Here is a 14,477-nt window from a genome sequence, read left to right on the forward strand (position 1 = left end):
TAACAAATAATAATATTTTAGGAATAACTATGGCTAAGGATATTAATGATTTAGGCCTGTCTGTGGAAGTAAAAAACAAGACGACGGGCGAAATTGATTACATATCATCAACAGATACGCGATCGATTCAACCTATCTCACTGCTTAGGCTTAGTGTTTTTAGTCCCGTTAGTAGCAGGGAAAAGAAAAATGTTGGTAGCAGGGTGATGGATGCTTCGGAAGAGCTGAGAAACCTTGAGATTGTTAATAGCGAAGGTTATGACAGAGTCACCATATCTGGGCCTAAATTAGATATGGATACAGACTTTCGTATCTGGCTTTCAATAATTCAGTCACTCAGTGAATATCCAATGGTAGACAATAAAGTTGTGCTTCCCTTCAGTGATTTTGCAAAGATGTGTGATTACAACACAAGGCAAATTAACAAAATCCTGAAAGAAAGGGTCGCTAAATCACTTCGAAAAATTACATCCACTTCAATATCTGTGTACAAAGATACTGGCGATGATTTGATTAGTGCTACAACTCACTTGTTGAATTTCTCCAGGGTGGATACAGCTGCAAACGAAGTTATTTTGGAATTCAATCCAAAATTAAGTGACTTGTACAAAATGGACTACAAGCGCGTTCTGAAGCTGAAGGTATTCCCTGCGATCAAAAGAAATGAAGTGGCAAAGGCTATCTATGCTTTTCTTGAAGGGTTGCCAAACAGTGAGAATAGGGTGCAGATAGTCTCATTTGAAAGGTTGATGAAGCGTTTAAATATGCGCTCAGACCCTTATAAGCAACTTGAAATGGTTAGAAGGGCAATGAAGTTATTAGAAGACGTCAAATACCTCAAGTACACTGAAGGCTATAGGGTGTCGAAAGGAAAGCGACAAGTTTTTTTCTCAATCAATTCGCGTGACCCAGATTTGTTGAAAAATACCGACCTGGATTAAGTATATTCCAGGGCGTATGCGTCCCCCTGCAAACATGTTATTGAGGAACCGTGATTTCCTCCTGCAAACATGCTGTTCCCTTGCAAACATGTCGTGGAAGGGCAGTTATATCCCCTTGCAAAGATGCTATTCCCTTGCAAACATGCAGCGAAGGGGCAGTTATATCCCCTTGCAAATATGCTGTTCCCCTGCAAACATGCAGCGGAGGGGCAGTTATATCCCCTTGCAAATATGCTGTTCCCCTGCAAACATGCAGCGGAACGGCAGTTATATCCCCCCTGCAAATATGCTTTTCCCTGCAAACATGCAGTAGTAGGCTGAGTTTATCCCCTTGCAAATATGCATTCCCCTGCAAACATGCAGCGGAACGGCAGTGAATTTCCCCTGCAAACATGTAGGGGAGGGGCTGGAGTTTCCCCCCTGCAAATATGCATTCCCCTGCAAACATGCAGCGGAACGGCAGTGAATTTCCCCTGCAAATATGCTTTTCCCCTGCAAACATGTAGGGGAGGGGCTGGAGTTTCCCCCTGCAAATATGCATTCCCCTGCAAACATGCAGCGGAACGGCAGGGAATTTCCCCTGCAAATATGCTATTCCCCTGCAAATATGCAGCGGAACGGCAGTGTTATTCCCCTGCAAATATGCTATTCCCGTGCAAAGATGCAGCGGAACGGCAGTGTTATTCCCCTACAAATATGCTATTCCCCTGCAAACATGCAGCGGAGGGGGCTGAGTTTACCCCCTGCAAATATGCTATTCCCCTGCAAACATGCAGCGGAGGGGCTGAGTTTACCCCCTGCAAATATGCTATTCCCCTGCAAACATGCAGCGTAGGAGCTGATTTTACCCCTTGCAAGTATGCTGTTTTCCGCAGACGCGTAACGATGGGGCGGAGTTTCCTCCTGCAAACATGCAGGTGAATGAAGGTGGTTTCGCCCTGCAAACATGCGCTGGTCAGATCCCTCTATCCCTATTCAAATATGTCTTTCTGTGCGCCTGTGACCTATTCGTCAGCTGTTCACTACGTGTAAAGATAGTAATAGAAAATGAATCACAATTGAGGGCAGAGCCATGACAGGCATTGTAGTTCGTGAAGAACACGTCGAACGTATCCAGCGTTTCAACTCACTTCAAAGCGGGCAATATTGGCGCGCAATGCAGGATATCCCAGAAGAAGCTATCCTGATGGATGAGGTACTTCTCATCGAATCCCTACGTTGGGTTGAAAATCAGCTTCATACCGTCATCCTCCGCGCACATCCGAAGCACTACGAGCAATACGCAACCTTTGTCACAGTAGACAAAGACGGCGTTTCTCACAGTGTTAAGCGAACTGTCAAAGAGCACCGATTCTTGTTTAATGACTTTGTTGAGCTTTTTGTATTCGCTGATGATGCGCGTCAGATCCGTGATGCTGAAGTCGCATTGTGCCAGCAGCGTGTTACCGATCTAACTCAATCTCTGTCGAAGTCTCTCGCTAACCCTGAGGCGATGAAAGCTATTGTGACAGAACGTATTGAGCAAAAAGCCGCAAAGAAAGGTGTAAGTGCGAGCACCATGCCTGCTATCAGTAATAACGCTATTCGCCTGGCTACAGGCTCGGTGGGTAATGCTATTGCAGCGGGCGTGACTGAAGCCGATATCAAGAACATGCGTGATGCGGCCGAGCAAAACCATCAAATAGCGACAATCCAATCCGAGTGGATCCAAGAGCGTAATATCGAAATTACAGCGGCAGTTCAGGCTGTGGTGCCTTATTTTGCCGAAATGGCAGCGGCGCAGCTGGCTGCAACAGAAGATGCGCGTTCTCAGGTTGACAAACTGATGGACGGTATCAAGTCTTTAGATCTCTATATTGGCAAAGACGTCAACGTGAAGGTGATCCGTAAAGGGCAGTCCGCTCCCAGCAATGAGCCTCTGACCTTTGTTCAGCAGAAATTGATGGTCGATGAAGAGTTGGCCATCTACCACGACTTAAGTGACTGGTTCGACTTTGGTGACCTGGACAAGTTCTATCAAGCGCTGTGCAATACCCATGCGCTGGTGGATCAAATTTTCCCTTCGCCGCGCTGCGTACTGGTCATGGCAACGACTCGCCGCTATATCGACTACAAAGACCGTATGGAAAACCTTATTAATAACAGCGAGAATGCCAAGGTATTCTTGATGGTTCGCGACGGCGAAAACCTGTATCGCATCGTGTCCCCTGTGGAGTCTCACCTGGGTGCGAACATGCTGTTCCCGTCTCGGGATGAGCAAGAGCGCTTGTTCCGGGGGATGGATGGGGAACAAATTAAATTCCAAAACGTCGCTTATTCTGATCGGCTGAAGGCGCATGAGCGCATGGCACTGCACTACAAACGTTTCCTGATTATGTGTTGTGGGCTTGACCATCGGGAACAACTATTTGGTGATTTCTACGACCGGAGTCTGGGTCTGAATTTTGTGTCGATGAAATTCCAAGAGCAACATTGCCGCTTCATTCATGATGCTGACGGTACAGGCATGCTGAGTAACCCAGAAAATAAAAAGTATCCATCCTTGGCTGGTTTCATCGAATGGGCAAACAGTCACCTACGTAGCGGCTCTCGTGTGATGTGCCAATGGCATTCACTGGCGAACCCAGAGACTGCACCAGGTGCAGCCAAAGAAAATGACGATCGTTCCTATGGTTCCTTTAGTTTTACCGTGGACTTTAAAGACGACCGCAACGTAGCTGTAGCCTTTATCAAAGACGGCCTGTTGAATGTCAAAGCGCCAGTCAGCAAGACCAGTTATAGCAACAAGAGAGGAAGTGTGACGCGTGACTATAACGTCAACGTCTGTATCGAAAAGTACAACAAACAGTGGAAGGAAGACGACGCACGTTTGCCTTACCTGTGCCTGGACGCGGTCACCGCTGAGCATCTGGAGCACTACATCTATTCTCGGGCTGTGCGCTCGGACCACACCTACTACATTGCGCTGTTCAAATCGTTGGCTAAGTACCTACGAGAAGAGCGTCAGTCAGAGCAGAAGTCTCGCGACCTGCTGAAAGCAGCGCTGGTGGTAGGGCGTGTGGGGAATGAAGCCGACCAAGATACCGTTATCGACAAAACAGTCATGGCATGGCGTGCAGCGAACCGTGGAGCACCTTTGGCAGAGGCGATGGCCGACAAAGCGCAGTGGGAAAACCTGCTGGGCGTGATGGACATGATCGCCTGCCGGGGCATGAATATGCTGCCTCAGATAGTCGATTTTGCGCGCATAATTAAGGCCGCACCTTTGCGCCTCATTGTGAACACGAATGGTAAATTATCGTTGTACGTTGCGCCAACGGATGGTGAGCGTGATGATCGGATAGAGCCGCATATCTGGGTGCAGCGCATTAACTTCAACCTGACGAAAACGGGAATCAAAGAAGGCTCACGCAGCTGGGTGAAACTGAACGCCTCGAATGTGGCGGAAACAACAATTTTTGAATGGCCGGAGGCGGAGGCGTGGAAGAATCTGAATGCTGCTTTTGGCAGTTATGAAGAAAAACAGGAAGCGTTTAGCTTTGTGGAAAGCAGAGCCGGTGATCTACATCGTTTAAACCCAGCCAACCAAAGACGTCTGGCGGAAATGTCTCATCTTTGGAAAGAAGCTTACTACGAGATGAACTACGTTCATGAGACGGGTGGGCAAGTCCAGGTTCCAGCTTTGATGATCCCGATCGGCATCCGCATTGAAGGCAGTGAATGGAACTTTGTGTACGTGGGCTCTATAAGCCGATCGGTACACTGCATCTATCAGTTGCTGGAAAGTGAGAGCGCCAAGAGCGGTCTGGCGGAGATGTATGCATCGTTCTACAAACACCCTGAAGGGCGCATCAAAGAACTGAGCACAAAGGCTGCTGACATGTGGATGTTTTCCTCTAAGGAAATGCCCGACGTGAACATGTTCAGCACGAACAAGGATCTCGAATACAGCGGGCTGGACTATTCACTGAATAGCAACTCTGTATCCGAAATACACAGCTTTGATGTCCGCTGGCGCTACGCACAGGAATACGTGTCACATCCACATCGTTCTAAGAGCACGCTGTGGCTTGCAGAGAGCCTACGCGATGAAAGCGGCAGGCCTATGATCGATACACTGCTTGGTAGTCCTCACCTCCACCAGGATGCCCCTGTCGATGTGATTGAAGTGACGTTGCCTCAGCGTTATGACGATCCGAATAAAGCGAAGATTGCGAAGACAAAAGCACCATTCAACCATGCTCATTGGTTCGATATCTGCCCTGTTGGGTACAACGAAAATCAATGTCTGGAGGGCATTATTGCACCAGTGAAAACCTTTACCAGGATGACTTTTGCCAACAAAGAACTGGCGTTGCATTACATCTTTTCGCGTAACTCAGAAGCGAGAAAATACCAGACCGGTTACTTCTCCGAGGTGGAAGTGCCATTGCCTGAAGGCGTGACACGCTGGACAACGCGTAATTAATACAGTGTATGAATAGCATTATCAACCGCCCCTGAGGGCATTTAGGAGGTGAATGTGTCTCAAGAATATAACCCGATCCCGCGCAATGTGATGTTCACGGAATTCCTTCAGTTACTGGAGGAAGACGGCTTACCAGCCAGTCACCTGGAAACCGTCCGTAAAATTTTTGCGGAGATCACCCAGCAGGTGAATGAATTTGGTCCGGAGCGTGGTGCGTTGTTGGCACTGGCAGAGGCTCACTCACCGTTTTACCGTGATTTGAAAGCTGAAAAGGACTTTATCAGCGGCGTATTAAACATGCCTATTTTCTTTCACGGAGTATTAAACATGCCTATTTTCTTTCACGGATAAGTAGGCGATATGTGTTTTTATAGGCCGGTTTCCGGCCTATTGCTGTTCATTTAGATAATAAAGAATGTAACCAGAATAAAGCAGATTGCTTTTCGTTATTTCAGCGTCGAAACATTGCTTTAATTCATCAGGTGTTTGAAATCCATATTGGCTTAAATTGTCCTTTGCAAAGCCGGATAAGCGCCAAAAATCGAAACCATTGAATTCCCCGTGTTCTCCAAAATCAAAATCGATAGTGCCCGTTCGTAAATGCACGGCGCATCCGTAACCATGTTTGAAATACCTGATGCCACTATGCAACTCCCCGCTTTGTGGAATGCTGTTTCCTGCCCACGCGTTATTAGATATTGGCAATTCGAACCCTGAGAGCTTCATTAACTCAATGGCTTCAGAAACGCGTTTTAAATAATCATTGATTAGGTCGCGAAGACGACTGTCCATATTAACCACCTTGTTATTAATTTTAATCAAAACAATATCCTCGCTAGCGGTCTTGTCAAGTTAGAGGGGGCTTGATTTTTAAAATGAGGATTAGAAATTTCATTACCGGTTGTCTACGGGGGACAATATCCTGGTCTACCACAACACTTAAGCGAGGAAATATGATCACTTTATTCACCGCAGTGGCTTCTACCTCTGGTGGGGCGCTCTTTTTCATTTGCCTGGGCATTACCTGTTCAGCGATAGCCATGTTGACCGCGAAAGGAGTCAAAGCAAAGATCGCTAAAATTGGCCTGGGTATCTTAGCGGGATATTTCCTGTTATTTGTTGTGACTAATTCAGCGATGAAAACGCAGAAATCTGTCGCAACCTCCATCGCGAAACGCGTACCGTTACCTACTTTCCCCATCGCTGATGCAGAGGCAAATCAGCTGAAGTCTGAGTATCTTGAAGCTATTGCTACTGCGTCGTTGTTCAGCGAGCCCATGCCAACCAAACGTATGATGGCCGTTCAGGAAATGGCGGAAGCACTGGCACAGGAGCAGAATGAAAGGTTGATTCGGATCATCAACGGGAAAGGTTAAGTTGCCCCGTTTTAATCGCTCACTTCGGTGGGCATTTTTTTGCCTGAAGCAAAACCAATCACAAAAGAAATAATTCAAAATAATATAGTTTACGCTATTCGTCAGCGGCTGAGGTCATGGTTTACTAATTACATAGAAACCAACAAGGCTGAATGAAATGAACGACGTGAAAATGGTTAAAGTATTGAGAGATAATACCTTCTGTCACGCTGCGTGGATGGATTTTAAAAAGGTCTTAGGAGAGTCACCTTTTGGTGTTTTCCTGGAGTTTGTAGACCCACGCAATGGTGCATTAGTTCAGCTGATGTTTCCATTCTGGTGCAAGCCTCAGAAAACGTATAAGCCAATGGGTAACGTGTTTATGACCCAATGGCACGGATTAACTCTGACAATCCCGCCCGACTTTGATTGGTGGGTTCAGGCTCAATCTAACGGCATTGGAATGCGTCGTATCGACCAGAAAGTTCAGTTTCTAAAGCACGGGGAATATGTGGAGGTAAATCTGAAAGTCGAAATGGCTACAGTCATTCGCGTTAACCCAGTGTTTTCACCCGAGTTCGACGCTGCCACACATGCTTAGCGTCTGATCAATGAAGTGGGCTTCCCAAACCCACGATACCCCTTAATGCCCATCACCCTCGATGGGCATTTTTTATGATAAAAATCAGCGTGTAATCACTTCGTCAGCGGTCAATCTCATGCTTGAATGATTGGGTCAACAAAATGAATAAACCGAGGAAGTTACGATGACCCCATTAGTCAATGCAAACGAAAAACGTGCTGAAAACCATTTAGCTTCAGCAATCCGTTTCAACGGTTCAGTAGTGACTGTCCGCGAGTGGATTGACGCGTTGATCGCGCAAGGCTACAAGCCAAACGCCAAGGCTGTCCTGAAGGGCAAAGAAGCCAGCCGTATGCAATTGCACCGCTGGAACAATGCTCAGCAAACTGAGCACATGAAAAAACGTGCTAATGCTGGGACAAAAATTGAATACACGATGTCACATGAAGAAAGTGGTAGTTTCTATGACGTGAAAAAATTTGCGTTCGATTACGCTGTATCAATAGCAGGACCGGAATATGGTGAGCCAGAAGACCGTTGCTTCATCGTTTATGCAATTCCTCAGCTACGAAAAGGTGCTGAGTATGAGCGCTGTGTCGCGGCATACAAGCCCGTGTTTGCTGAGGATGAACAGCGCGCTTTGAACATCCTGCGCTTCGACTTTCCTTCAGCAAGGATCTTGTGGTTGGGGATCGCTAAAACTCAAGAACAAGCTTTGTCTCTGGCCGAAACCGCAATGGCCTGATGAGGCGTGCTAAAAAGTTCGACTCCAAGCCTGCACCAGATGGTGTGGGCTTTTTTGTCCGCAAAGCGTCGGCCTTTAACGTGGATTAAAAAAGTATCTTTTTTAAAATCATCGGCAGTGTATCGACCTGGAAATAGTTATGAAAACTGCCTTATTTCTTACCCTGTTCCTGCCTGCAATATCATTGGCTAAGCCACTGTTTATCGGTGATAGCTTAACCTATACCCTCGCGACGAGCGCAAAGAAGCACATCCCAGTAGACGGCCTTTATAAGGAGAGCACAGGGCTTACCGACCGCAGTTCGGTAAAGTGGAACGATTATGTTCAGACAATGAGTTTTCAGGACTATGAGACCGTGGTTATCTCTCTGGGGGCTAATGACGGCATCGGTGCAAACCAAGTCACGAACTACCAGCAGAAGGCAACACAGTTTATCCAGCAAATCCAGCAGAGCAACCCCGGTGCATCGATTATCTGGATATTGCCACCTGCAATGAAGAATCCTGCCACCGAAGCCGCCTTGGTAAATACCAGACAAGCAATCCGTCAGGCGGTGGATGAAACACAGATCGCTTTTTTCGACCCCGAGGTCGCTATTGGGCGTCAGTTTAACCTTACCGTGAACGATGTGCAGGTACGAACCCATGACGGGATACATTACACGAGCAAAGGTAGTGATTTGATAATTGGGAGGCTGTTCAACCAGTAAAAACAGGGGGAATGTATTTTATTTTGAACCTCTTTGTCAGCGCTGAACCTGTGGGATGATCTTCCTATCGAACCAACTCGGGTTTAAAAGGAAGATTCATGGGTGCCAACCGTAGAAACAAGTTTGGGGTCAGCCGTCGCTTTGCTGTCCGTTATGACCGGGCAAATGATCCGGAGTATATGGCTTTGGTTGAGCGATACCAGACAACTAAGCGATACAGCCAATCGGGCAAGGCGGGTGATGACGACCACAAGGAAAGCGTTCGCGCGCTTCATCATTACCACGGGAAAATAGCTGTGGAGTCCTTCCGGAAATAACATTTTCACTACTCGATATTGTTTCTCAAAATAATCTCTTTTCTATTATTCGTCAGCGGCTTAGGTCATGTTTTACTGGTTAAGTAAACAAAACAACGATACCAATAAGAAAAGAGGATTCACATGTCAGATAAGCAAGAATTTATCCAAAGTTTTATCGTCACGTTTAGTGCAGATGCGCCCATTGGATCCTTGCCCAAAGAAGGGTTGGAGTTTTTCCATTCATCTAATCGCAGTGTCTCATTCGGTTTTAATCGACTAAGTGGAAAAGAAGCGATTGGTAGCTTTCTTAGAGCGTTTAAGCCAGACCATGAGTTTGTGCAGCAGCTGGATGAACTGCTTGCGGCTCCTACGCCAGATGAAGGGGCATTGGAGGATTTGCGTGGTTGGATCAATGCGATGGAATGGACGGCAGAAGAGCTGTTGTATGAGCTTCGCAGCGTGGGGGTTATCTCCATTGTCATGAATAGCATCATTTATCGTGGCGCGTTTTTCCACACTGAAGTGACTGGCGCTGCCTATATCGGTGGAAAAATGGAATCGCTGGAATTGAGTGGGGAAACAGTCCTAAAGCAGCTTCATCAAGAGTTAAACGTACAGTACGTAGTCTGACACCTAATCGTTCGGTCTGATCGCAGGCCGAACATTATCGCAACGAGGAAACCCGTTATGAACCAGCTGAAAATCGACAAGCTAAAACAGCAATACGTTTTCACTCAAGACCGTGGTGTTTTCAAGGTCGGGATAGCCCTGCTGGCGAAGCGTGCAAAAGCCGTGGCTCAGTGGATGGGGGTTGTCGAACCGAAGAGCAAAGCAGGCTCTTTCGAGCATTACACCGAGTGTATGGCAATGATGGAAAAAGGCCATCAGTACGCGAAGCGCACCGGTTTGCAATGCACTGGGAACCTGAGTCCTCAGCTGGTGGGCTATGAAGGCGAACGGGTATCCGTTGTCGATAATGCTGGGCATACCCGAAGTTTCTGGGTTGCACGCACTCTGGGATGGATGCCAAGCCATCTTGAAGTTGATCGTCTACCAGCCATGTTCTGGCAGGACAACGATGAAGACGACGTACTGGCTGCTGAAAGCTATCAATCCGTCGTAGTGATCGGGTAAAGCAATTTAAGCCGTCAGCGTGGGGCTGGTGGCTAATTCAATATCAATAAATTGGGGTAAGAAATGCAAGTATCAAATGACGTCCTCGCAGTTCTGTCTGAAGCGCGTGTGGAGGGCAACAAACTCTTCCTGGAAGGCCAGCTGGATCGTCGCCTGTACACCAACACCAACAAGGTGCTTGAAGCCGCTGGTGGGAAGTGGAACCGCAAAGAGAAAGCCCATATTTTTGATGGCAGTGCGGAAGGGCGTATCGACGACATTATCCTGTCTGGATCGGTTGTGGTGCCAAAAGACGACTTCAACTTTTTTCCAACGCCGGAAAAAATCATCAATACGATGGTTACCAGTGCCAATATTCAGGACGGGGATCGAGTGCTGGAGCCGTCCTGCGGTGATGGGCGTATTGTCAAAGCTGTGGCTAAAGCGGCAAAAAACCTCAATATCGTGGCTGTTGAGCTGGATGAAAAGCGCGTTCAGCAACTGAACAGCGACCCTGAAATTACGTCGCTGGTAAACCCTGAATTTACGGGCACAAGCCTTGAACTGGTCAATGCTGATTTTCTCAGCCATGAAATGGACGAGAAATTCGATGTCATCATCATGAACCCGCCTTTCAAAAATAAGGCCGACATTAAGCATACAAACCGAGCGTTGGATCTGCTGCTTTCAGGTGGGGTGTATACGCAAGGTGGTCGCCTGCGGGGCATTTTGTCTGCGGGCGTGCTGTTCCGTGAAGATGCCTTGACCAAGGCCTTCCGTGAGCGTGTGAAACTGCTCGGGGGCTCATTCACTGAACTGGAAGACAAAGCTTTCAAAGAGTCCGGCACGATGGTCAAAACTGTTCTACTGGAAATTGACCTCTAACAGCCAATGTCAAAGCCGCCTTCGGGCGGTTTTTTCGTCAGCGATATCTGCTGAGTGATACTGGAACTTCCCGATACCGGGGGGGAACGCCATCCAAAGTGAGGCGCTGAAAAGAGCGCTGGGGGGATAGATGAAGCCACGAAACATTATCAGCGTAAATCCGAATTCAACCGTCTTTGGCGGCCAGGGTAGTTGGGTTAACGAACACTTGCTGGAGGTGCTGATTAATCGCGGCATGTTCAGTTCGGCGTTAGAGCGATATCGCCAGAGGGGTAAAGGGGTGATGTCTGTTCCCGTACATATCAGCATCCGGTTGTTTGGGATCAGCGTATCGGGTGCGCACATGCTCATTACGCCGTATGGCCTGGTGTGCAAGTTCGATGATAACGAGTTGGGTGAGAGCTACTCATTCGACGTGAGTGGTGAAGCGCGAAAGCTGTGGAAAAGCGTTTGCCATATTGGCTGACAAGTTGGGGTTAAGGGGGTTGTCATGCTGGCACTACTGATCGGCACTTTAACGTTGATGACATTGTCCTTGCTGGTGCTGTGTGGATTGTATGCAAAGTACCAGTATCACGAAACACACAAATTGCCAGGGCTGCGAAGTCCAGTGGTTGTGTGTCTCTCGTTGGCGGTTAAATACATAGGCCTTTTTGGTTTGATGTTGACGGTGACAACGGCTTTCCTAGACTCGTTTCATATCCCAGCTTCAGGGGGATTTGTGTTGATAGCTTTCGTGCTGCATGCGGGTCTTGGTGCGACCTGTACTGTTCTGCACAACCGGCAGCTAATTCGGTAAGATTGTCCACTGAATCAAAAAAGAAACCCGCATAAAAAGCGGGTTTTTTGTTAGTGTAGGAACTCGATTGTAACCGTTTAGTCTATGAAAATGGAGGCAGGGATATTAAAACGCGCAGACAGTTTTTTAATGTGCTCCAGTGTTAATCCTCGTTCACCGTTGAGGATGCGGCTAACGTATGAGCGCGAACCGAGCTCATCTTGAAAGTCTGTCGTATTAAGGTGGTATTGATCCATCAGCGTTCTCAATGCTGCTACACCGCCATTGCTTTTTGCTAAGCGCTCGTTAAATTCAGCAAATTCGGGCGCTGTTTTTTCATACGCATCAATCTTCGCGCAAATCAAGTCGATAAGCGGGTTGTCTGGGTCATTTTCGACAAGGTGCTCAACCAGTTGAACGGCTTTTTCATAGTCTTCGCGAGAATGGCTGTTTCCCAATAACGGCACAATGCTTATCAGGTTTTGTGCTGCGTTTACTGCATCTTGAAACATCATGCTTTTGTTCTCCGGTAGTGATCAGTCAACCTATCGTATTCAGCGTGGGTTGTTATATGTTTCACGAATATTTTCCCCCGGTCAAAGTCGGCAAAAAACATCATTCTTAATGAATTGCCACTGATGTCGATGACCCACCATTTCTCTCTATACTTCATCCGATCAAGGCTGGGGAAAACCTTTTTAAGCTCATCAGGCGTTTGATAACTGTCGCGCTTGAGTGTTCGATATATGTCAGATAGCGCCTGAGCACTGTTTGGAAATCGCTTGGATGCCTGGTCAAAAGGTTCTCTTGATATTACGTGCATTGCATCTCTCATGTTTCCTATTTGTCAACATTGTAGCATCTAAACTATTGGTTGCCAATATGGCAACTAATAAATTAATTATTCTGCTATCTATTCTTCGTCAGCGGTTGAGGTCATGCTTCAATAAAGAGGTAAACAAAACAAACAATATCAATAAAAGAGGTTTCTTATGTACTGCACAGTCAAAGAGTTAATCGCGCACCTGTCCACAAAAAATCAATACGATGTTGTGCTTTCCAAGCTGTGGGATACTGAAGACATCCACCAAGTTTTGTCTGACAATGAGATGGAACCCATTTCTGAATATGAGGCACACAAGGCGCTTCAGCTGGTGGATCGAACTCATGATGCAAACATCGGCATTACATGGGATACGCTGCTCTGTGCAGTGGAGTCGCCACGAAACCTAACAGCTGAGCAATATGCGCTGGCTAATACCTGCTTTACCGTACCTCGCGAACTGTACTCCGTCTGTAACGAAGTGACGCTCCCAGCTGGGTCAATTACCGTGGAGTTTGATGCGTTTGAGCTCCGCTCAGCTATCGCCACGTCCAAACTTACCATTGCAAAAAAGCATGAGCTCGGTGGCTTTGTTAAATCAGTTTCCGGCAGCTGTGATACACCCGCATTCCACTGGAGTGTTTACGCAGAGTGCCGCAACGGAAAATGCACGATCTGCTTGCAGGATAATTTCCAATCCAAAGAATATCGTTGGGTCGAAAAGAGCCTGCAATGAAATAGCGCTGTAACGCTTTCTACGATGCGATGTGGTACTCATCGCATCATTTCGCACAAAACATCGTAAAACTGCTGAGGATCGCCATGAGAGAGCCTCAGGGCATGAAAGGGTAACCAATGCTGACTGAACTTAAACTCCAAGATAATATTCGCTGTTTGAACGTAACGCTGAAATTTGACAAATCCGCGCTGATCGACGCTTTTGCTGTATTGGAAAGAAACCCGCAATTCCTCCATGTTGTCATCTATAGCGAAGCGACGTTCGACGACTTTGATGACTCGGATGAGAGTGTTGAAAACTGCATGAGCGACCCCGTTCTGGCGGTATGGCGATCTGGAGCGTGTATAACTTGGATAGACCGTGCCGATGACACTGAATTTCAGTGCGATTTGCCAAGCATCAGTGTACTGAACTCTACGAGGGATTACGCGTGACCAGTGAAGAAGCCATTAAGCATTTGAGACGCAGTATCTGGGACTTGTCAGGGCAAAAAGAAGCGCAGGCTGAGCGTGTGCTGGCTTACCTGAAAGTGCGTGTCAATCGCGCCAAGGGGCTGGTGGTGAATCCTATTAGCCCAAAGCCGATGACATTCATGCAAGCGATAAGACTGGGCTATATTCGGCAGCAAGGCAACTGGAAAGATGCGCCCTGGGTTTTCGATAACCGCATCATGCCCTCAGCTTCAGCTGCGTTAGATGAAGCTAACAGACAACTCAAAGCCCATTGGGCAGAATAGCCACCCAAACAAAAACCAGTACCTGTGTTGGGCGCTGGTTTTCACTTATCAACTTTTCAACAAGCTAGATCCTAATAATTAACCTAATTAGTTCCTAACAGATCCTAAAAGATCCCTGTCGCTCGCAGGCCGCTGGTGGCGTGGCCTACAGAGGATTGAGGTGAGTTTGAAAGGGAGGAAAGTGAGTTTGAAAGGGAAGAAAGTGAGTTTGGATGGGATTTGGGTGTGGTACAGTGGGAAACTCGGTGAGTCTGAAAGGGGAAAGCCGAGTTTTTATTCACAACCATGAGGGGTTATGGTTTG

19 protein-coding genes are annotated in these 14,477 nt (G+C 47.2%); 16 read left to right on the top strand and 3 right to left on the bottom strand.

The genetic code is table 11. The features are described from left to right. The first annotated feature begins 29 nt into the window (after positions 1-29). The 3 genes from P3L56_RS22465 (at position 30) to P3L56_RS22475 (ending at position 5,760) form a co-directional block, all read left to right on the top strand. A complete protein-coding gene (locus P3L56_RS22465) occupies positions 30-941 on the top strand; it encodes a RepB family plasmid replication initiator protein (RefSeq protein ID WP_042847057.1) in 912 nt (303 codons plus the stop codon). A 1,072-nt stretch (positions 942-2,013) separates the two neighbouring features. Next, positions 2,014-5,409 carry a hypothetical protein gene (locus P3L56_RS22470; RefSeq protein ID WP_042847054.1) on the top strand — a complete coding sequence of 1,132 codons (3,396 nt, stop codon included), beginning with the start codon at positions 2,014-2,016 and terminating at the stop codon, positions 5,407-5,409. A gap of 54 nt (positions 5,410-5,463) precedes the next feature. Beyond that, a complete protein-coding gene (locus P3L56_RS22475) occupies positions 5,464-5,760 on the top strand; it encodes a hypothetical protein (protein WP_042847053.1) in 297 nt (98 codons plus the stop codon). A gap of 36 nt (positions 5,761-5,796) precedes the next feature. Here the strand turns inward: P3L56_RS22475 and P3L56_RS22480 are convergent, their stop codons facing one another. Next, a complete protein-coding gene (locus P3L56_RS22480) occupies positions 5,797-6,201 on the bottom strand; it encodes a DUF6896 domain-containing protein (RefSeq protein ID WP_042847052.1) in 405 nt (134 codons plus the stop codon). Between the two features lie 161 nt (positions 6,202-6,362). Here P3L56_RS22480 and P3L56_RS22485 point away from each other — a divergent pair, with 161 nt between their 5' ends. The 10 genes from P3L56_RS22485 to P3L56_RS22530 all read left to right on the top strand — a co-directional run bounded on the left by P3L56_RS22485 (position 6,363) and on the right by P3L56_RS22530 (position 11,897). Beyond that, on the top strand, positions 6,363-6,785 hold the full coding sequence (locus P3L56_RS22485; protein ID WP_162762193.1) for a hypothetical protein: 423 nt from the start codon (positions 6,363-6,365) through the stop codon (positions 6,783-6,785). A gap of 157 nt (positions 6,786-6,942) precedes the next feature. Beyond that, positions 6,943-7,365 (top strand): hypothetical protein, encoded by a 423-nt coding sequence (locus tag P3L56_RS22490; protein WP_042847049.1) that lies wholly within the window; start codon positions 6,943-6,945, stop codon positions 7,363-7,365. Positions 7,366-7,531: 166 nt separating this feature from the next. Beyond that, positions 7,532-8,092 carry a hypothetical protein gene (locus P3L56_RS22495; RefSeq protein ID WP_042847048.1) on the top strand — a complete coding sequence of 187 codons (561 nt, stop codon included), beginning with the start codon at positions 7,532-7,534 and terminating at the stop codon, positions 8,090-8,092. A gap of 139 nt (positions 8,093-8,231) precedes the next feature. Beyond that, positions 8,232-8,801 carry a GDSL-type esterase/lipase family protein gene (locus P3L56_RS22500; protein ID WP_072035184.1) on the top strand — a complete coding sequence of 190 codons (570 nt, stop codon included), beginning with the start codon at positions 8,232-8,234 and terminating at the stop codon, positions 8,799-8,801. A gap of 98 nt (positions 8,802-8,899) precedes the next feature. Beyond that, entirely contained in the window at positions 8,900-9,118 is a 219-nt protein-coding gene (locus P3L56_RS22505) for a hypothetical protein (RefSeq protein ID WP_042847047.1), read from the top strand. 123 nt (positions 9,119-9,241) lie between these two features. Continuing rightward, positions 9,242-9,730, top strand: a complete 489-nt coding sequence (locus P3L56_RS22510; RefSeq protein WP_042847046.1) for a hypothetical protein — start codon at positions 9,242-9,244, stop codon at positions 9,728-9,730. 57 nt (positions 9,731-9,787) lie between these two features. Beyond that, entirely contained in the window at positions 9,788-10,234 is a 447-nt protein-coding gene (locus tag P3L56_RS22515; protein WP_052219361.1) for a hypothetical protein, read from the top strand. Between the two features lie 63 nt (positions 10,235-10,297). Continuing rightward, the gene (locus P3L56_RS22520; RefSeq protein ID WP_042847045.1) at positions 10,298-11,098 is read left to right on the top strand and encodes a methyltransferase; all 801 of its coding nucleotides are present in this window, start codon (positions 10,298-10,300) and stop codon (positions 11,096-11,098) included. A gap of 130 nt (positions 11,099-11,228) precedes the next feature. Continuing rightward, a complete protein-coding gene (locus tag P3L56_RS22525) occupies positions 11,229-11,564 on the top strand; it encodes a hypothetical protein (RefSeq protein WP_166268283.1) in 336 nt (111 codons plus the stop codon). A 24-nt stretch (positions 11,565-11,588) separates the two neighbouring features. Then, positions 11,589-11,897 carry a hypothetical protein gene (locus P3L56_RS22530; RefSeq protein WP_166268285.1) on the top strand — a complete coding sequence of 103 codons (309 nt, stop codon included), beginning with the start codon at positions 11,589-11,591 and terminating at the stop codon, positions 11,895-11,897. Between the two features lie 77 nt (positions 11,898-11,974). On the opposite strand, the gene P3L56_RS22535 is transcribed toward P3L56_RS22530, so the two are convergent. Together P3L56_RS22535 and P3L56_RS22540 are read right to left on the bottom strand one after the other, a co-directional pair. Further along, positions 11,975-12,391, bottom strand: a complete 417-nt coding sequence (locus P3L56_RS22535) for a type II toxin-antitoxin system HigA family antitoxin (RefSeq protein WP_042847042.1) — start codon at positions 12,389-12,391, stop codon at positions 11,975-11,977. After that, positions 12,388-12,699 (bottom strand): type II toxin-antitoxin system HigB family toxin, encoded by a 312-nt coding sequence (locus P3L56_RS22540; RefSeq protein WP_042847414.1) that lies wholly within the window; start codon positions 12,697-12,699, stop codon positions 12,388-12,390. The genes P3L56_RS22535 and P3L56_RS22540 overlap by 4 nt, the downstream gene beginning before the upstream one ends. 169 nt (positions 12,700-12,868) lie before the next feature. Here P3L56_RS22540 and P3L56_RS22545 point away from each other — a divergent pair, with 169 nt between their 5' ends. The 3 genes from P3L56_RS22545 to P3L56_RS22555 all read left to right on the top strand — a co-directional run bounded on the left by P3L56_RS22545 (position 12,869) and on the right by P3L56_RS22555 (position 14,174). Further along, a complete protein-coding gene (locus P3L56_RS22545) occupies positions 12,869-13,435 on the top strand; it encodes a hypothetical protein (RefSeq protein WP_042847041.1) in 567 nt (188 codons plus the stop codon). Between the two features lie 119 nt (positions 13,436-13,554). After that, complete coding sequence (locus P3L56_RS22550; protein WP_042847040.1) at positions 13,555-13,872, top strand: hypothetical protein; 318 nt, start codon at positions 13,555-13,557, stop codon at positions 13,870-13,872. Further along, positions 13,869-14,174, top strand: coding sequence for a hypothetical protein (locus P3L56_RS22555; protein WP_052219360.1), 306 nt, complete (start codon positions 13,869-13,871; stop codon positions 14,172-14,174). The genes P3L56_RS22550 and P3L56_RS22555 overlap by 4 nt, the downstream gene beginning before the upstream one ends. Positions 14,175-14,477: the final 303 nt, after the last annotated feature.

The organism is Providencia sp. PROV024, from assembly GCF_032709665.1.
Lineage (GTDB): Bacteria > Pseudomonadota > Gammaproteobacteria > Enterobacterales > Enterobacteriaceae > Providencia > Providencia huashanensis.